Annotated in this window: 11 protein-coding genes and 1 pseudogene; 7 read left to right on the top strand and 5 right to left on the bottom strand. The window is 43.6% G+C overall.

From position 1 onward, the window contains the following. Nucleotides 1-293: 293 nt before the first annotated feature. Complete coding sequence (locus tag LYNGBM3L_RS16705; protein WP_008185579.1) at nucleotides 294-488, bottom strand: hypothetical protein; 195 nt, start codon at nucleotides 486-488, stop codon at nucleotides 294-296. Between the two features lie 133 nt (nucleotides 489-621). On the opposite strand from LYNGBM3L_RS16705, the gene LYNGBM3L_RS16700 reads away from it, so the two are divergent. Both LYNGBM3L_RS16700 and LYNGBM3L_RS50425 read left to right on the top strand, forming a co-directional pair. Next, a complete protein-coding gene (locus LYNGBM3L_RS16700) occupies nucleotides 622-834 on the top strand; it encodes a helix-turn-helix domain-containing protein (protein WP_008185577.1) in 213 nt (70 codons plus the stop codon). A gap of 598 nt (nucleotides 835-1,432) precedes the next feature. Then, nucleotides 1,433-2,553, top strand: a pseudogene (locus LYNGBM3L_RS50425) (LptF/LptG family permease). Between the two features lie 219 nt (nucleotides 2,554-2,772). On the opposite strand, the gene LYNGBM3L_RS16685 reads toward LYNGBM3L_RS50425, so the two are convergent. The 3 genes from LYNGBM3L_RS16685 to LYNGBM3L_RS16675 form a co-directional block, all read right to left on the bottom strand. Next, on the bottom strand, nucleotides 2,773-3,981 hold the full coding sequence (locus LYNGBM3L_RS16685; protein WP_008185570.1) for a 4-hydroxy-3-methylbut-2-enyl diphosphate reductase: 1,209 nt from the start codon (nucleotides 3,979-3,981) through the stop codon (nucleotides 2,773-2,775). 168 nt (nucleotides 3,982-4,149) lie between these two features. Continuing rightward, complete coding sequence (locus LYNGBM3L_RS16680; protein WP_008185568.1) at nucleotides 4,150-5,019, bottom strand: GDSL-type esterase/lipase family protein; 870 nt, start codon at nucleotides 5,017-5,019, stop codon at nucleotides 4,150-4,152. A gap of 134 nt (nucleotides 5,020-5,153) precedes the next feature. Beyond that, the gene (locus LYNGBM3L_RS16675; protein WP_131827441.1) at nucleotides 5,154-6,632 is read right to left on the bottom strand and encodes an ammonium transporter; all 1,479 of its coding nucleotides are present in this window, start codon (nucleotides 6,630-6,632) and stop codon (nucleotides 5,154-5,156) included. Nucleotides 6,633-8,259: 1,627 nt separating this feature from the next. Here LYNGBM3L_RS16675 and LYNGBM3L_RS16670 point away from each other — a divergent pair. Further along, nucleotides 8,260-9,135, top strand: coding sequence for a hypothetical protein (locus tag LYNGBM3L_RS16670; RefSeq protein ID WP_008185564.1), 876 nt, complete (start codon nucleotides 8,260-8,262; stop codon nucleotides 9,133-9,135). 65 nt (nucleotides 9,136-9,200) lie between these two features. Further along, a complete protein-coding gene (recG, locus tag LYNGBM3L_RS16665; protein ID WP_008185561.1) occupies nucleotides 9,201-11,687 on the top strand; it encodes an ATP-dependent DNA helicase RecG in 2,487 nt (828 codons plus the stop codon). A 104-nt stretch (nucleotides 11,688-11,791) separates the two neighbouring features. Here the strand turns inward: recG and LYNGBM3L_RS16660 are convergent, their stop codons facing one another. Further along, complete coding sequence (locus tag LYNGBM3L_RS16660; protein ID WP_008185559.1) at nucleotides 11,792-14,701, bottom strand: glycerol-3-phosphate acyltransferase; 2,910 nt, start codon at nucleotides 14,699-14,701, stop codon at nucleotides 11,792-11,794. An 886-nt stretch (nucleotides 14,702-15,587) separates the two neighbouring features. On the opposite strand from LYNGBM3L_RS16660, the gene LYNGBM3L_RS16655 reads away from it, so the two are divergent. The 3 genes from LYNGBM3L_RS16655 to LYNGBM3L_RS16645 are packed head-to-tail and all read left to right on the top strand — an operon-like array spanning nucleotide 15,588 to nucleotide 19,488. Then, on the top strand, nucleotides 15,588-16,445 hold the full coding sequence (locus LYNGBM3L_RS16655) for a lipase family protein (protein ID WP_008185557.1): 858 nt from the start codon (nucleotides 15,588-15,590) through the stop codon (nucleotides 16,443-16,445). Between the two features lie 9 nt (nucleotides 16,446-16,454). After that, nucleotides 16,455-18,389 (top strand): VMAP-C domain-containing protein, encoded by a 1,935-nt coding sequence (locus LYNGBM3L_RS16650; RefSeq protein ID WP_008185555.1) that lies wholly within the window; start codon nucleotides 16,455-16,457, stop codon nucleotides 18,387-18,389. Between the two features lies 1 nt (nucleotide 18,390). After that, complete coding sequence (locus tag LYNGBM3L_RS16645) at nucleotides 18,391-19,488, top strand: AAA family ATPase (RefSeq protein WP_008185552.1); 1,098 nt, start codon at nucleotides 18,391-18,393, stop codon at nucleotides 19,486-19,488. The last annotated feature ends 12 nt before the right edge of the window (nucleotides 19,489-19,500 follow it).

Below are 19,500 nucleotides of genomic sequence, written 5' to 3'. Positions count from 1 at the left end.
TACTATCATTCTTTATAGTTACATAGTTTTCTGTTAAGATTGTAACATAGTTCCCTGTTAACATTCCAAACTAACAAGATTATCTGTAGCAAACCAAAATACTCCCCATGGCGATAGGAAAACAATAGGATTTTTGACCTATATAGCAATTCTCATAGCTATGAGGTACACAATTTCTGGATTTTAGGGAACAGCGGATCTGGAAGGTGGTGCGTTACGGGACGCGCTGTTCCAAGGGCGAACAGGTGGAAAATCAGCGCGAGCCCGTCTTATCACGCACCCTACGGACTGGATTATTCCTTCAAGGGTGTTTCAAATATCACCACATGGTTGAAATTGGGCAGCAAACGCTTAAGAGCTTGCTGATACGCTTCCGCATCACTGCGCCGATTAAATCGCGCTACAGTTATCCGTTGCATCTTAGGTAGGTGCCGAATGACACACCAGGGTTTCAATCGGTCTCGGTAAGTTTGTCGAGTTGATATCATATTGTTAAATACCCCATTTTTTATGGGTTGTTTTAGGAAAGGCGATCGCCCAGTAGTTTTGCGGCCTCTTGGGTGATCGCCGAATATTCTATTTACTATTAAATATGTAGTTGCGTAGTTTGTCAAGTCCAAAATGGGATTAATTAGGTTACGAGTTCGAGAATTAGCGGCGGAGAAGGGTTGGACGTTGAAAGAAGTTTCCGACCGTTCTGGAGTAACCTATAGCACTGTGGCTAGTTATGCCCGACGTGACGCCATGAGTATGACGGATTTTACAGCAATTCTGAAGCTAGCCCGGGCTTTTGATGTTATGGTTGAAGATTTGGTAGAGGTTATCGAAGAGTAGGGAGTAGGTAGTCGGGAGTCGGGAGTAGGGAGTCGGGAGTAGGTAGTCGGTAGTCGGGAAAAGCGGGAAATGGGGAGAATTATCCCGGAAATTATTGTGTATTTTGATACATATTTTGAATAATTTATACCTAACCAAAGTACCTACTCGCCCCTTTGTAAAAAACCTACCCTTGTATAGCAGTCGCCAGGGCAGTTAGGACATGACAAAAGTCTCACACCCTTTGTAAGCGATGCAGAGGTGCGACCCGTGGCGAATTTAATTCGCCAACGGAAAGCGCACCTAAGCGGTCTTGGGGGTTTCCCCCATGAGCGACTGCATCAAGAAGCGCAAGAGTTTTACTTCTGACTTCTGACTTCTGACTTCTGACTTCTGCTATAAAACACCCCACACCCCACACCCCACACCACTTGTGATCAGAATTGCGATAGTTTGCAGATACTCCCATAACAAACATGGTAGGTTTACTGGATTGGGAAAACTTAGCAACAAAAGGCATGAAATTGTTTTCTATGCTTTTTGAAACTCTAACCACTTAACAAGATTGAAACTCGGCAAACCTTACTTCCTCAAATTCGTTTTTCCTAGCTTATCAGTGATGGATCGCTACATCGCTGCTGAACTCATCCCACCGTTTCTATTTGGTGTTGGCGGGTTTTCATCTATTGGTGTGGCTGTGGGTAGCCTGTTTGATATGGTAGTCAAAATCACTGAGTTAGGACTATCCTGGACAATTGCTGCCCAAGTCGTGCTGTTGAAGTTTCCTGAGTTTATGTCCTATGCCTTACCCATATCAGTACTTCTCGCGACACTAATAGCATATTCTCGCTTGAGTAATGACAGTGAGTTAATTGCCCTGCGCAGCTGCGGTGTGAGTTTATACCGACTGGTTGCCCCTGCTCTGGTTCTCAGCCTAGTGGTCACCGGGATTACTTTCCTGTTCAATGAATTAATTGTTCCAGCGGCTAACTACCAGGCAACTATAACATTAGAAAAAGCTCTTAATCAGGAAAAACCCGCTTTCGATGAAAACGGTATTCTGTATCCAGAGTATCAGACTTTTCCCCAACCCAATGGCACAACTACTCAGACAATCAAACGCTTATTCTACGCCAATGGATTTGATGGTCAGACCATGAAAGATTTGACTGTCTTGGAGTGGTCTAATCTGGGTAAGTTGAACAAAATTATTCTATCGGAATCAGCTCTTTGGAACTCTAAGCAAAATACCTGGGATTTTTTCCATGGGTCAATTTATTTTATTAGTCCTAATACCTCTTTCCAAAAATAGTAACCTTTGATCATCAAGAAATTCCATTTCCTAGAGCGCCCCTTGATTTAGTCACTAAAGCCCGTGACCCCTATGAGATGAATATTCTTCAAGCCATAGAAATGATCCAGTTGCTAAAGGTAGCTGGCGATCGCAAAAAACTCCGGATGCTGCAAGTGCGGATGCAACAAAAAATTGCTTTTCCATTCATTTGTATAATCTTTGGCTTAGTGGGAGCAAGCATCAGTATTCGACCTAAACGAATCAGCAAAGGGACTAGCTTTGGGGTCTGTTTAATCGTAATTTTTGGCTACTACTTACTGAGCTTTGTGATCGGAGGTTTTGGTATAGCGGGAATTCTCTCCCCTATTGTAGCCGCCTGGTTACCTAATTTATTCGGTTTCGGAGCAGGAGGATGGTTATTGTGGCGATTGGAGGCTAATGGTTGATGGTAATTTGGAGTAGGGAATAGGGAGTAGGGAGTAGGGAGTAGAGGGAATAAAATTGACTGTACCTTATTAAGCATTCAGCCCTTAGCTGTCAGCTGTCAGCTGAATGCCTAGATTAAATTTATACCCTTGGATGTTAATTTAAAATTGTTAAAATTGAAAATTATTAATGGCTATTAACCAGTTAAAATTTTCAATTTTAACTAATCCCAGTTAGTTCTAAACTGCTACAGCAGTCGCTTTAAGTTCAAAAATCTTATTGATTACATCTTCTACTACCTTATCAGGAGTAGACGCTCCAGAGGTTACTCCTACCACTATCGAACCAGAGGGAAGCCAATTTCGTGCTACTTCTACCTCCTGATGTAGGGGTTTATGCTCGATTTCATCAGCAGAAATAATCCGGTTGACACTGTCAATGTGATAGGATGGTAGTTGTCGCTCAATAGCAATTTCTTGCAGGTGAGTGGTATTGGAGGAATTAAAGCCACCAATCACAATCATCAAGTCTAGCTTTTCTTCCACTAGCTCCAACATGGCATCCTGCCGTTCTTGGGTGGCATCACAAATGGTATTGAAGCTTTGGAAGTGATCGTTTAAATTAGACGTACCATATTTCTTCATCATGGTGCGCTCAAAAAGTTTGCCCATCTGCTCGGTCTCGGTCTTGAGCATAGTAGTTTGGTTGGCAATCCCAATCCGCTCTAAATCCCGCTCTGGGTCAAAGCCAGCTGAGATAGCGTTTTTAAACTTATCCAGAAATTCGTCCCGGTTACCACCATTGATAATGTAGTTGGCAACGTATTCCGCTTCTTGTAGATTCAGTACCACTAGATATTTTCCGGCAAAAGAACTCGTTGCTACGGTTTCCTCGTGTTTATATTTGCCGTGAATAATCGAAGTGTATTCTTTTTTCTTATGCTTCTCTACCGTGTTCCACACTTTGGACACCCAGGGACAGGTAGTATCTACAATCTTGCAGTCTTTCTCGTGGAGTAGCTGCATTTCCTGAACACTAGCACCGAATGCTGGTAAAATCACCACATCCCCAGCACCAACAACAGAGAAGTCTTTCTTGCCATCCTCAACGGCAATAAATCCTACTGACATTTCCCGCAAACGCTGGTTAACAGAGGGGTTGTGAATAATTTCATTGGTAATCCAGATCTGTTCATTGGGGAAGTGGGTGCGGGTTTCATAAGCCATGGCTACAGCTCGCTCCACACCCCAGCAAAAGCCAAATGCTTCTGCTAGTCGGATGGTCACATCTCCCTGTTGCAGCCGATAGTTATTGGCACGAATCTGTTCAATCAGACTGCTTTGATATTCCGATTCCAACTGAGAGGTAACTTCGGCTTCGTGACCAAATCCTTTACGGTGGTAGTTATCTGATTTTTGGAGTGAGCGCTTGAAAGCTTTTGTATCCATGGAGCTACCTGAAGCAAATTACTTATTAATCACTGCTATTATTAATTTACTTTTAATCAACCCTGACGCAATCCGTTTAGGAATTGTGATAATTTTTGTTCCCTACTCCCTCGGTGCGCTTTCCGTAGGCGAATTAAATTCGCCACGGGTCGCACCGCTCCCTACTCCCTACTCCCTGCTCCCTGTCCCCTTTGCTATAGGAATAGCTAATCCTTCTTGGAGGATAAGTTGCTCAAAGATTTGTAAACCATAGCGCCAGACTAAGTAACCTTGGGGACTCAGATGCAAGCCATCGGTACTAAGCTCAGGTTGCAGGTTGCCCTGACTATCAGCAAAGAGGGGATAGAGATTTAGATAAATTGCTCCTTCTTCGTGAGCGATCGCTTTTAGCTGCTGGTTCAGATTTTGGATGCGACTGTTGGGGATAGTAAGTAAGCGATCGCGTCCTTCCCAGGTTGCCTGTTCAGCACCATGGGGCAAAATCGATTGAAGGACAATCTTAGTTTCGGTATGGGCTCGCCGTAAGTAGCGAATCGTTAGCCGTTGGTTTTCTAGAATTGCTTCATCCTTGACCCCCCGAATTAGGTCATTGATGCCGATCATCACAAAAATTGCTTCTGGCTTAGTCTGATCCAAAATATCTAAGCGCTTGAGCAACCCTGCTGAGGTTTCCCCAGACAGTCCTTGATTAAGCCAGTAGCGTTTTGGGGGTAGCAGTGCATTGGGAAACCATAGGCTTAGAGAATCTCCCAGCAGAACGGTTAACTGTTCCGGTTGTTGATTAGCCACTACCTTAGCTTCCCTCTCCAGCAGTGCCAACCATTGTTGGTAATTTAACTGGTGTCGTGGTCCTAATTCAATTACTGGTTCAGGGGTGGGATTTAAAATTCGGGTAGTTACCACAGGATGGCTAACTGGATTTGACGTTGACTGCTGATACTCACCCAGTAGTACCCAGGTGAGAGTCACAATCATAAACCCATTGGCAGCAAGGGATAGTAAAGCCCAAGGTGGACAACGCTTCAACTCAATGAACAAAAAATTGGCATTATTTCTGTTCTAACATCCGTTAGGGAAAAGGTAATACCATCAGGTGACAGTTGACAGTTAACGCTTAACTGTCAACTGTTAACAAAAGCTAGTTAAAAGCAATAGACCATGCTAGCAAAACTCTAAAATTCAGAGCTACTAGCCATGTCTGTACTACTACTGAAGTTACCCATGCTAGAACTAGGGATCACACTGGATTCCTTGACAAATCCAGCGTAAGCTTCCATACCGTGTTCGGCAATATCCAAGCCTTCCAGTTCTTCTTCTGGTGTCACCCGGATACCGAGGGTAAGTTTGAGCACGAACCAGACGATACCACTAAACAGCACCGTGAAGCCACCAATCGCTAGAATACCCAGGATTTGGGTGCCAAGTTGACCGGCACTACCGGCGGTAAACAGACCTGAATCTTTAGCGAAGAGTCCAACGGCTAGGGTTCCCCAGATACCATTGACCAAGTGGACTGAAATTGCCCCTACCGGGTCATCAATTTTGATGTTGTCAAAGAAGGAAACCGAGAATACAACAATGATGCCACCAATCGCACCAATAATCACTGCTGAGAGATAGCTGACATTGTTACAGGGAGCGGTAATTGCTACTAATCCAGCCAAAATCCCGTTGATGATCATCGACAGGTCTGGCTTACCATCTTTTAGCCAAGCCGTCAAGGTGGCGGTAATCCCACCAGCTGCTGCGGCTAGGTTAGTGGTCACCGCAATATAGGGAACTGCCTCACTAGCAGCTAGCTCAGAACCGGGATTGAAGCCAAACCAGCCGATCCAGAGAATCAAGCAACCAAGAGTTGCAATACTCATGTTGTGACCTGGGATAGCACGAGGTTCACCGTTTTCGTACTTACCGCTACGGGGTCCGAGGAAGGCAGCTCCCATCAAAGCCGCCCAGCCACCAACGGAGTGAACCACGGTTGAGCCAGCAAAGTCTGAGAATCCCATGGCACCAAGCCAACCATCACTGCTCCAAACCCAGTGTCCAGTGATGGAGTAGGAAAAACCAACAATCAGGATGCTGAAGATTAAGAAGTCTAGGAACTTAATCCGTTCAGCAACCGCACCGGACACGATAGTTGCGGCAGTTCCAGCAAAAGCAGCTTGGAATAGGAAAAATACCGATATCGGTAGACCTGCCGGAAATGGGTCTAACCCATAGGTAGCGGGATCTTCACTGCTTAGGAAAAAGCCCGACATCCCAATAAATGCATTGCCTTTGCTGAACATAAAGGAGAAACCAATTGCCCAAAACGCAATGGTTGCCAAGGCAAAGACGATTAGGTTCTTCGAGAGAATGTTTACCGCATTCTTCTGGCGGCAGAAGCCGGTTTCTAGCATTCCGAATCCGGCATTCATGAAGATAACTAGGATGGCAGCTACCAATATCCAGATAGCATTGAGAGTTCCCTGAATTTCGGCTGGGCTAGGTGCCGCACTATCCTGGGCAACAGCAGCTGTATGCCAAACTAGAACAATTATCCCTGTCAGAGGAATACAGGCGAGCCAGTAAGGGGAAAACGATTTTGCGATCGCTTTCAATGGCTCTAGATAAGGAGAATCCCACGATGAGCGGGAGGATTGGTGAGCCATCGGTCGCCTAGATTTTACTAGGGTACCCTTGTTTTTCATTGTTCGCTGAGATTTTGAACTTGACATAATAAGCGTTAACTTACCTCTCTTTTTGATACACTTCCTCACACTGAGAAACTTCAGGAAACAAATTGTAAAATTAGCCACCGAAACCTAATAGTCCATCATTTTTCAAGGACTCATCATGACCTCACCCTGCTACCTTTACATACCTGATTGCTAGATGCTAGACCCCTGTCTGGGCCAGTAATCAGGGAGTTTCTTCAGCTAAAGCCTTGTCTTAAGACAAAACCTTACAAATAACTGGGACTATAGTCAAGGGAATTAAAGCATTATTTAATGAAATATTTCATTAAATGAAATTTTTCATTAAAAATTGCTGCAGGATACCCCACCTACACTGGTAGAGTTATTTGCTGACGGTGCTTTCAAGGGATGGAAGCCACCTTGAAAGTACTTAGCCCCAACCGACATGCTGCACCTCTAACTAATGGTTTAGACTAATGGTTTTGAAATTAATCCAGTTCTAGGTTCAAGTAAGCATGTTTTCTTGGTAGAAAATTGACTAAGCAATTTCGATAAAACTGGTACACGATACATGCTGATCAACCTCTCGTGTAAAAGTGATTACTCCCCTCGACCACGTACGCCACGATTTCTCAACTACCATGCACTAATGCTCACGAAAATTTGCTGATAATCCGAACTGGGGAAATATAAAGGAAGTGGTTACCAGCTAAACACGCTTGTGGTCTATTGACACTCCCTGCTCGCTTATGAGCGGAGATTCTTAGTTCTACGACACGCCTTGTCTTGATGCAATAGCGAGTGGGGGAAACCCCCAAGACCGCGCTGCATCGCTAAAATTAGCTATCCGAAAGGCAATACTTAAACCAAGTATCCGTTCTAAAGAACCAAATACCGAGCCTAATTTAACTAACCCCAGTGGGCTTGTCTCCCTAAGCGTTTAAATACGTTCCCCTGTGCCCCACGGTACGTTAATTGGTGAAAGTTGACTTTACTGGTTCTTCGGTATCCGCGCTTGATCCATGGGTTTTGGCGGTGCGACCCGTGGCGAATTTAATTACGGGTCAAGCGCACCGATGAGGTTTTTCGCGCCTCGTGTACTAGCATCGCTTTACGTCGTTGGGGAGCTTGGCAGTACCGACGAATCCTGCCTGTGCTAGGCTACATCCTCATTATGTATCAACTCTGGAAAAGTCGCCCTAGAAGGGCACCTCAAGTAGCGTGGCCAAAGGCCAGGCTTGAAACCCAAAATTTTTGGTCAACTCTAATAAAGTCTTACCTCTTTAGTAACCCATCTACATCCTTTCGGATTAGGTGAGGTTATTGACTAGTTGATAGGTTTGTATTTGAGGTGTTTTGATCTAATATCTTTTTCTGTTATAATTCTGTATCAATATATACTGTTTTTCACAAAAAATGATCGTACTTAAAACTAGGCAGATGCAACGTCTAGTTGGGGAGCTAATTGGGCGAACGAGAATTTGACACTCCTACGGGTAGAAGCCGATCATGGTACAACTATAAGAATGGGCATACTGTAGACTAGGCATGTATTTGATATGCTCAAGGGATTAGCTATGGAATTGTATAAATAACAGCAGTGAATCGAATTGACCAGGAATTGGCAGCCTTAGAGGAAGCCATCACCCATTTGGCAAAAGAATTCCAAACAACCTACTCTAACTATTTGACCTTTTTAGGTCAATGCGTCGGGCAGCAGCTGATTATGGCTGCCTATCGGATTTGTACTCAAGGGTATCCTGAGTCTTTTCTAAATTTGTCGGTTAACAGTCGGCAACAGTTACAGCAATCCCTACGAAAGCTGGCTCAAGAGACTCAACAACAGTTGCCATCACTCCTAGAACAGTGGCAAGAGTCAAGGTCAGCTACTACTGATGGCTCTGATCATGACTCTGATCATGACTCTGAAATGCCTTCATCTGAAATACCTTCATCTACAGAAGACTCTCCATTTCTTAATGCTCCAACCGAGCCATCACCAGCAGCTGAGTTGACGAGTAACCCACGAAATAGCATAGAGAAACTGGAAGAATGGCTCAAGCACCTAGAGAGTGGGATCACCAAAACTATTCAAGATGTCTCTGTGGAAACCAATCGGATCTTGCATAAATCCTCAATTATACCAGACAAATTTCCCCAAGAAATCCTAGAAGCAGCGGCAAAAGTCGAAGCATCTGCAATCGAAACGGCTGAATCCCCCAATATTATCAAAATAATGATGGAAACTAAAGGTGATGGCGAAACAGATGAATCCAGATTAACCCGTATTATTGCCATTAAGCTGCGCTTATCTGAGATAGAATTTGCAGACCCTAACTTGACCCCTGGACGTAAGAAAATTAGAGATCTATTAGCTAAAATGAGTCAACTGAAGCGAGAGTATTACAAAAAACAGCGGCAAAAGGCAGTTGCTCAAGCCGAAGCAGCATGGCGTGCCAGCTGGTTTGACGATTAAACTGAGGTAATGATCAATGACTAAAAACCAAAGACCAAAGACTAAAGACCAATGACCAAAGACCAATGACCGAATTACCAGATTGGGTGCGATTGCAAAAAGCCCTGTCGGTAGAAGCAAGAGTTGGCTTTACTGATTTGGAAGGGAATCAATACCGCTTTAGTGAATTCCTCTGCCTCAGTTTTGGTAAGACTCCTAATGTCCTAACATCAACTGAGAAACGGCGTTGGCAGGACATCGGCAATCAGTTTGCCCGTTATTCTCAGATGACGCTACAGCAAAGGCAACATCTGGTAGCTGATACTCGCCGCTTTCTCAACGACCTGAAGCAGAACACTCAACGCCGTTTAGTTGAAGATAAATATCAAACAGAACATCCTATGGTCAGAGTGCCTAAAACCAAGCCCTTGGTGGAGAAACAACAGGCATCCTCAGAGCTTGGTAGTAAAAAAAACCTTGACCTACCACTGGCTAAGTTGGCAGCAGTGGGTAGTAAAAACAGTGAGTATTTAGCACGTCTGGGTCTGCACAAAGTGCGTGACTTGCTCTATTACTATCCCCGTGATCATATTAACTATGCCCGTCAGGTCAATATGGCTGACTTAGTACCTGGTGAAACAGTCACTATCATGGGTACGGTGAAGCGCTGTAACTGCTTCAGTAGCCCCCGTAATAAAAAATTAACTATTTTAGATATAGTCTTAAAAGACTCTACTGGTCAAATTAAGCTCAGTCGTTTTTTTGCTGGCTTTCGTTACAGTAATCGTAGCTGGCAGTATCAACAAAAGCGACGGTATCCAGTGGGAGCAGTGGTAGCTGCTTCGGGTTTGGTAAAGAAAAATAAATATGGGATTACCCTAGAAGACCCGGAACTGGAAGTATTAGAGCATCCAGGGGGTACCATTGACTCGATGAAAATAGGTCGAGTTGTACCCGTTTATTCCCTAACAGAAGGGGTACCAGCCGACATGGTCAGGCGGGCAATAATTGCTGCACTTCCCTACACTTCTTTGATTAAGGAACCCTTGCCAGTAACCTTTCGTAAAGAATATGGGTTGATGGGGGTCTGTGATGCGATCGCAAACATTCATTTTCCCCAAAATGCAGACACCCTTGCTGATGCCAGAAGGCGCTTAGTCTTTGATGAATTTTTATACTTACAGCTCGGATTTCTCCAGCGCCGCCAAGCTCAGCGTAAAACCCAAAGCAGTGCGGTCATGGCTCCGATTGGTAAACTCTTTGACCAATTTAATCAACTGCTTCCTTTTGAATTAACCGGGGCTCAGACAAGAGTTATCAATGAGATTCTCAAGGATATGGAATCAGAGACACCCATGAATCGATTGGTTCAGGGAGATGTCGGTTCCGGCAAAACTATTGTAGCAGTTTATGCTATTATAGCCGCAATTCAATCGGGCTATCAAGCCGCTTTGATGGCTCCCACTGAAGTATTAGCTGAACAGCACTATCGTAAGTTAGTAAATTGGTTTAATTTACTACACCTTCCCGTTGAATTACTAACAGGTTCCACTAAAGTTTCTAAGCGTAGAAAAATTCATTCCCAGCTAGAAACAGGAGAACTTCCCTTGTTGGTAGGAACCCATGCTTTGATTCAAGACCCAGTGAACTTCAACAATTTGGGTTTAGTGGTGATTGATGAACAGCATCGGTTTGGGGTAAAGCAACGGGCTCGTTTACAGCAAAAAGGTCAATCTCCCCATGTGCTGACTCTGACCGCCACACCAATTCCCAGAACCCTAGCGCTAACCCTCCACGGAGATTTGGATGTGAGTCAGATTGATGAATTGCCCCCTGGTCGTCAGAAGATTCAGACAACTGTGCTACGGGGTAAAGAGAGAAAACATGCCTATGACTTGATTCGTCGAGAAGTGGCTCAAGGACGGCAAGCCTATATGGTATTGCCCTTGATTGAGGAATCGAACAAATTAGATTTACGCTCGGTAATTGAGGAGCATAAACGACTGTCTGAGAGTATATTTCCAGAATTTAAGGTTGGGTTACTTCATGGTCGGATGAATTCAGCCGATAAAGATAAAGCACTGAGTGCTTTTCGGGATAACAAGAGCCAAATTATTGTTTCAACTACCGTGATTGAAGTGGGTGTAGATGTACCCAATGCGACCGTAATGATGATTGAAAATGCAGAACGGTTTGGGTTATCTCAGTTACACCAATTACGGGGTCGTGTGGGTCGAGGTTCTGACAAATCTTATTGTCTTTTAGTCAGTGGTTCTAATACTGAAACAGCCAGACAACGTTTGGGGGTATTAGAACAATCCCAGGATGGCTTTTTTATCTCAGAAATGGATATGCGTTTTCGTGGTCCTGGGGAAGTTTTAGGTAAGCGCCAATCCGGGTTAGCAGATTTTGCTCTAGCTAGTTTGGTAGAAGACCAAGAGGTATTAAATTTGGCGCGGGATGCAGCAGAAAAGATTATTCTTCAGGATGAAATATTGGATAATTACCCTTTAATGAAAGTCGAGTTAGAGTATCGGTATCAGAAGTTGATGGATGGAACAATTATGACTTAATTTAACATAGACTTGTTTCAGAAGTAGGGAACAGCGGATCTGGGAGTAGGTCGCACCGCTCCCTACTCCCTACTCCCTACTCCCTACTCCCTACTCCCGCTATACTAGTCTAATACCTCAACTGTCCCCAACTGACCATCAATCCTGACCCGCTGACCATCTCGTAATATATCAGTGGCATGATTAATATCCATTACGGCTGGGATACCATACTCTCGGGCTACAATGGCACCGTGGGACAGACGTCCCCCTACTTCAGAAATTACGCCACCAGCACGAGCGAGTAATGCTGCCCAACCAGAATCGGTGTAGGGTACAACCACAATGGTTTGCTGGTCAATAGTGATATCACTTTGCAAGGTTTTGACTATTTTTACCAAACCCTCTACAAGTCCCGAACTGGCACCAATGCCTTGTAGCAGTCGTTGCTCAGACCCAGCTAAAGATTTGGGTTCAGCGGGTAAGGGAGGATTATTGCCATAAACCAGGAAAGGTACCGTAGTCAGCTGAGCATCCTGTTCAAATTTAGTCCGTCGTTGTTGCACAATTTCTTGAAGCTGTTGTCTGAGTTCCTGGTTATCACTACCTACTAGAGAGCGAATTTCGGCTAACTCCAAGAAAAAAATGTCCCCTGGTTCCAATAGTAAACCTGACAGCAGCCAGCGTGCCTCTAAAGCCAAGAAGCTCCAACGTAGGTGAGCCATCAGCTTAGAGTAGACTTGGGTCACTCGACCTTTGAGATCCAGCCGTGCTTGTACCACTTCAGCTTTCCAGTGTTGCCCTATAGGTTTTGGAGATTGGGGCAGTGGATGAGCTAGAAACTGAGCGAACAACTTTCTAACAGCTCGGGGGTCTTCTTGCCAGCGGGGAATTGCTACATCGGTTGCCACTTCGCTAAGGTAACCATAGCCCTCAAGAAAGCGGTCAAACTGCTCTAAAATACTGGAACCATCTGGGATTTCTGCTAGGGTGGCAAACAGAGAGGCTCCACTGTCATAGATAATTTGTTCGTGGCTTAATAAATGGCGAGCATCTGCTGCTATCTTAGCTAAGGCTCGCATACTATCGACCTCTGGAGTTTTGCTGTTATCTAGTTCTTTGTCATCAATCTTGAGTAGTGCCTGCCGCAAGGACATACTAAGGGGAGCAAGAATACTATAGTAGGTGGCTCGTTTCAACACCTTCAGAATACTGTCGATGCGTTCTAGGAGTTGCACTGGAGATAATTCCGACTGGGTTCTTGCTGAAAGCTGATTCAATAGGGGCAGAAAGTGGGTTTGGTAATCCGCTTCAAAATCTTGGTCTAAACGCCATTCCCGACCGAGCAATCGTAGTAAACCAGGTACGTTTTTTATAGTGGTATTTATCGGTGGTTTGGAAAACTTAGCTCCCCTAGTCAGAAATTCCAGACTTTCTGGGGGTAGACCCATACGCCGAAAAATTTCCCCCAACAGAGTAACATTGAAGTAAGCATGGGAATAGTGCAGGGTGGCGGTTTCGGTGAAATCCATTCCTTTAGCTCGTTTCCCTAGCACTATGGTAAAAATCTCTCCCCAAACACCGCAGGTGAGGGGACGATTAATCGACCAAGTTAGGGGTCGGATTACTCCTGGAATCACTTCCGCAGCAATTTTACGAGTCCAGGTTGGTTGTAGAGTAGTGATAGGTCGTGCTTGCAGTAACCAAAGGGTTTGACCGTCATAACTCCACTCAAGATCTTGGGGAAGACCCTGGTAATAGTCTTCTAACCGACGTGCCAAGAGCGCCACTTGTTTGATTAAGGCTGGGGGGACATCACCACTCCCCTCAATCCGTGAGGAGGGCAAACTTTCTGCTGAATCCTCTTGCTGCCCTGACTTCTGGAAATAAACTTGGTACTGCTCTGGTGTTACTTTACCCGATACAACTTGTGTAGCATATCCAGGTAGGGCTTCGACCACAACAGCTTCTCCCTGTTGGGAAATAGGGTCACGACTGAAAGCAACCCCAGAAAAAACCCCTTTGACTTGTTTTTGAATGAGCACAGCCATCGCTGTATCTGGCAGTTGCTGATCCCGACGGTATTGTGCAGCTACTGGATTACGATAAGACTCTAAGACTCGATTAATGGCATCCAGTAGTGCCGCTGAGCTGGTCACCTGCAAGATGCTTTGATACTGCCCTGCGGCTGAAGCCTGGGCTGAATCTTCTCCCACTGCGGAAGAACGCACTACCAGGGGTTCAGATTCAGAAACGGGTAGGTATTTGAGCAAAGGTTCTGGATCATCCCCTGGAGGGAGTACCCAGCCCACAGGTACGGAGTAACCAGAACGCTTCAGCTGGGATAGGGTGGCAGCTTTTTGCCCAACTTTTTTAGGGTCTAGTTTGGTGTCCAGAGAAATTACGGCACTATCGCCTTGGAAAAAATGAAACACTTTCTTAGATTCTGCTTGAGTTTCTCCACTCGGAAGGTCTAAGTCATCGGGAATTTTTTGATAAATCCAAGCTAATAATAGACTCAAGCTGGTGGCAATTACAATTCTGGAGACATCCTGGGGATGCAATAAAGCCAGAATCACTGGGAACAAGACTAAAATCACCCGTTTGCCATGTTTGGGATTGCGGAAAATGGTAAAGCTAATCCCTCCAATCAAAAATACCAGCAATGCGAGAATGGGGTCATGGCATAATACTCCCCAAGTTACATTGGTCGTCCCTGCACCTTTGCCTATCCAGTAACGACCTAAGACCAGCATGATTAGAGCGATCAATTCCCAGGCTGATTCACTGGGAAAGAAGTGGCGAGCTAGTAAGACTGCTGCAATTCCTTTTCCTGCCTCTGAGAGCACTGCCAAGACACCAACCAGATTTCCTCCGTGGTAAAAGGCGGCTGAAACTGATATATTACCAGTACCGACCTGGGCTAGGTTACGCCTTGTCAGTACATAGGTAATCCAGGCAATCAGAGGTAGTCCGCCTAAGATAGGACAGACGGTAACAATGAGCAAAAACCCTAAAACCTGGTTTAGTGTCATGGGACTAATGGAAATCACTTAGTGAGATAGAGAGGACTTTATAATAACTACTACTTGATCAGAAGTATATAAGCAGTATATAAGAAGGATATAAGAACTACTTGAACTTACTGGTATCGAAAAATGTCTAGTAATCACAACTAGTAATCACAACTAGTAATCACAAGTTTAGTTTGTAAAATTATCTAAACCAAAATCAAGCCAAACTGTCTAATAAAATGGCTTGGTTTAACTAAACTATGAGTAAAGTATTTATATCATCTGGTAGATAATTATTACCTGTTATAATTATAGTTTATATTCCAGATTTTAACCTGATTTAGTCCCTAAGTTGTTTTGATTACCGCAGCTTTTAAACAGGGATTATCAACTGCATTTTCCATAGTGAATTGGATTCCTATGCCAGCAGCCAGTCAAACCCTATCCTGCCCCCAGTAGTTGCACTTTTGGATTAGTGTACGATATTTGGTATGGTAAAAGTCTTTTCTTTTTTTTTATTTAACGATTGATCATGTATAGCAGAAGTCAGAAGTCAGAAGTCAGAAGTCAGAAGTCAGAAGTCAGAAGTCAAACTCTTGCGCTTACAAAGGGTGTGAGACTAATGTCGATGTCCTAACTGCCCTGGCGACTGCTGTAAATTGATAATATAAACAGGAGTTACGCGGTTAGGTTTATTTCCCACCCAAAATTGGGAGGCTAGGGGGGCGAAATCAACTTAACCACGTAAGTTCTGTATAAGGGTAAGTTTTCAGAACTTTCTCGATAACAACAAAGTTTCTAAAGTTGCTGGAGGAGTTGCTAGCTTTGCTACAGCACCTGTGGCTGCGGAAGCTCTTTGAGATTCTAGTATTTGAACCAATCCTTACACAGATAGGTAGGTAATGGTATGGCTAAGATTGTGGGTGTTCATGGGATTAATCAAGAATTTAGAGGTAGTAATACAATTTATGATCGATGGCTACCAGCCCTAAAGGATGGTTTGGAGCGTGTTGGAGCTAGATTAGATTCTGATCATGAATTCCGCTGTGCCTTTTATGGAGACCTGTTCAGAGGCCGCTCGAAATCAGCAATAGGGATACCTAACTATGACGCCAGTGATATTGACTCGGATTGGGAGAAGGAACTCCTGCTGGAATGGTGGGAAGAAGCAGCCAAAGTAGAAGACGATATTAAAGGCCCAGCCGATCTATCAACAGAAAAGGCAACACCGAGACGTGTTCAAAAAGCTTTAAATGCCTTAAGTGGTTCTAGGTTTTTTGGTGGTGTTGCTGAAAAAATCGTGATTTCTTTTCTGAAACAAGTTGGAGGTTACTTCCATAATCCAGAGTTAAGACAGCAAATTCGCGATCGCATTGTGGAAGCCATAGATCACGATACCCGTGTATTGGTTGGTCACTCTCTGGGGTCAGTTGTCTGTTACGAAGCCCTATGCCAACACCCAGAATGGTCAGTGGAGGTTTTTGTGACTCTAGGTTCCCCATTGGGGATAAAAGGGCTGATTTTTGATCGCCTGGAACCCTCACCGGTCTCTAATTTGGGGTCTTGGCCGGGAAGTGTAAAAAAGTGGATCAATATTGCCGATGCAGGAGATATTGTTGCTTTAGAAAAAGAGTTAAATCCTTTATTTAACGGATTAGTCGAAGATAAACTTATTTATAATAGATCTGATCCTCACAATGCCAGTAACTATTTCACAGCATCTGAAACAGGAGAAGCTATTAAGTTAGGCTTGATGGATGAGTAGACGAGGTATATGGCGGGAAAACCCAGGTATTATTTAATCGCTTGTGGCACAAGTAATTACAACGATCACGATGTAGATAACTTGGATAGTGTGCCGACAGACTTACAGAGAGTGGTTGATTTATTCACTCAGCAATTTGGATATGAAGAAGCATTGACAAATCTTCGTTTAAATCCGAAGAAAGATGAGTTAATCAAAGAATTTTCAAATTGGCTTCAGCAAGAACGATGTGAGAGCGATCGCGTAATCTTTTACTATTCCGGTCATGGTGAATATTGCCAAGGAGATAGACATTATCTTTTAATGGAAGATACGGTTCTAAATCAAATTCCTCAGACATCATTACCAACGGAAGAGTTAGTTCGTCCTTTGAACAATGAAGGAGTTAAGATCAAACAAATCCTGTATATTATTGATACTTGTTATTCTGGGGTCGGAATAAGTGATGTCTCTAAATTTACTACACAAGTTGTTCAGAAATACCAACCGGTAAAAGGAGCAGGTATCGCAGTTCATGGGATTGCGGCTTGTCGTGCCAAAGATACAGCAAAAGAAGATGTATTTTCTAGCGCTTTGGAGCAAGTTATTAACGATTTAAAAAACTACGATAATTTATATATTCCTCTAGATTATCTAGTTGACCAAATTAATCAGATTATTTGCTCAAATCAACGTGCTTCCTACTCAGCTTCTGGCTCTGAGATATCTGCTATTTTCTTTCCAATTATGCCTAAGACTAGACAAACATGGGAAGAAAAGCAAGATGAACTGATTAGCAAACTTTTTGCTGAATTAAAGAAACACCCAGAAGATAGCTTACTTCAGCTTAACTCCTTTATTTTAAGCTCGAAAAATATTGAAAATCTTGTCTTATACGATGAATTTATTCTGGATTGTACAGAAATCAAAAAAAGACTGACTGAATTAGGAGAAAAACCAGTTTCAAGAGGAATATGCCCTCTAGTGGCTTGTGCAGAATGGTGTCGCCAAAGATTTTATAAACAGAATAATATATCATTGAGGCTACTTGCTAATACTATTAAAAATTGGCAACAGGAAGTTATAAAATATAGAGAAGAGGCAAACCTCTCTACAATCCAAGAATCTGTTAAAAAAGCTGATTTAAAATTTCAAGAACTGATTAAGAAAGAAAAACCGCGACTTCAAGTTGAGATTGAACCAGAGGTTGATAATTCTAATGGTACAGGACAAGCCTCTGGTGCATTACTTGTGAGTATGAATCTTTGGCTGGAAAGTCAGGATTTACCACTTGGTCGGTTTGCAGAGAAGATACGCTTAGAACCTCGGGAAAGTGAAGAGAGTTTCCTTGAGCAAGAGAGTGAGAGTTTATACACTAATCTTGAACAAATTTTGCCCAACTTAATTCGCAAGGCTCGTTATAGTTTACCTGCACGGGTTAATTTAACAATTGAGTATTTTCTTCCCTTCGACTATTTCAAAACACAATTGGATAATATTAGGTTTAAGCGAGGGAGAAACCTAACACCCCTGGGTGAGGAGTATCCAATTTTTATCAACTCCTTTGAACGATATTTTGATCAAGATTTTCTTGAGATTCGTGATGAGATTGAAGTCAAGAAGCAAGGGTTATGGAATGATGTAAATAATCCAGTAACTGAACCCAGTGTCCCTGGGGAATTTGAAGGGGATGATATCTATTATATGGGTACAGACCCATCAGATTCCGATCTAGAAAGAATTGAAGAGGCTTTACCCATTGCGGTCTGGAGTCGGAACGTGAACCAACCTCTGATTGAAGGAGAGCATCTAAACCTCTCAGAATGGCAAAATTGGCCTAACAAAATACTCAAATTACGCCAAGACAAAAAATACAAAGACTTAGAAGTAACCCTTCTCTGGGATGATTTATATCCGAAGCCTTCCCGAAGCTCTAGACCCTTGAATACCGACGTAGTGGACTAAAATGCCAAAAGACCCAACATCTGACCAGCAGGATCTTCGCATCTACCGGGGCTTAACCCTTAGTGCGGAAAGTTTACCAACTCCAGAAGAGCAACAACAACATCTGAGTCGTATGCCACCGCCCCCGCCTTGGCGCACCTTTGGTCTGTCAGTTGAGCAATGGCGTGAAAAAGCAGAATCAAAAAATACCCAAGACATCGTAAGAAAGATTAATCCAAGGGCATTGGGGTTTGTTCCGACCAAGCAAGCGGTAGAATTGGTGAATGCTGCATTGTGTTTACGTCGCCCTTTACTGATTGAAGGAAATCCCGGTAGCGGCAAAACATCCTTAGCCTATGCAGTAGCAGCTGAACTGGGACTACCGGGGCCTTACCGCTGGTCAATTGTTTCTCGGACTACTTTGAAAGATGGTCTCTATGCCTACGATGCCATTGGGCGACTACAAGAAGTGTCTTTACTGAGGCAACAAGTTGGTAACACAGAGAGAATAAAAGAGCCTGACATTGGTGACTATTTAAGATTAAGACCAATGGGGATGGCATTTCATCAATCTCAACCCGGTAGACCGGCAGTGCTGTTAATTGACGAAATTGATAAGAGTGATATTGATATGCCCAATGATCTCTTACATATATTTGAGGAAGGATTTTTTGAGATTCCAGAACTTTCTCGCTTAAACACGGACTCCCAAAAGGTACTTCCTTACCGCAGTCACAGCAATGATAGTGATGAAAAAGTTTCGGTTGACAAAGGATTAATTCAATGTCAAGAGTTTCCCTTAGTCTTGATGACCAGTAATGAAGCACGGGAGTTTCCACCAGCCTTTCTACGCCGATGTCTACGGTTATCTCTCAAGCAACCTGATACCGAAGAGGGTTTTTATCAAATTTTAGAAAACCGCTTTGATGCCACCGATTTAAAGCAACTGGATGAGCCAGCTCGGAAATTAATCAAGGAATTTTTGACACGGATTAAGGCAAGAGACACAACGTTAGCGACGGATCAATTGTTGAATGCTATCTATTTATTACTACAAGGAGATGACCTGACTGAAGAAAAACGGAAAGATGTATTGAATACTATCTTCAAATCACTGTGAGGTCAGGGGTAA

It is taken from the genome of Moorena producens 3L, from assembly GCF_000211815.1.
Taxonomy (GTDB): domain Bacteria; phylum Cyanobacteriota; class Cyanobacteriia; order Cyanobacteriales; family Coleofasciculaceae; genus Moorena; species Moorena producens.
This window is presented reverse-complemented; position numbering and strand designations above follow the sequence as displayed.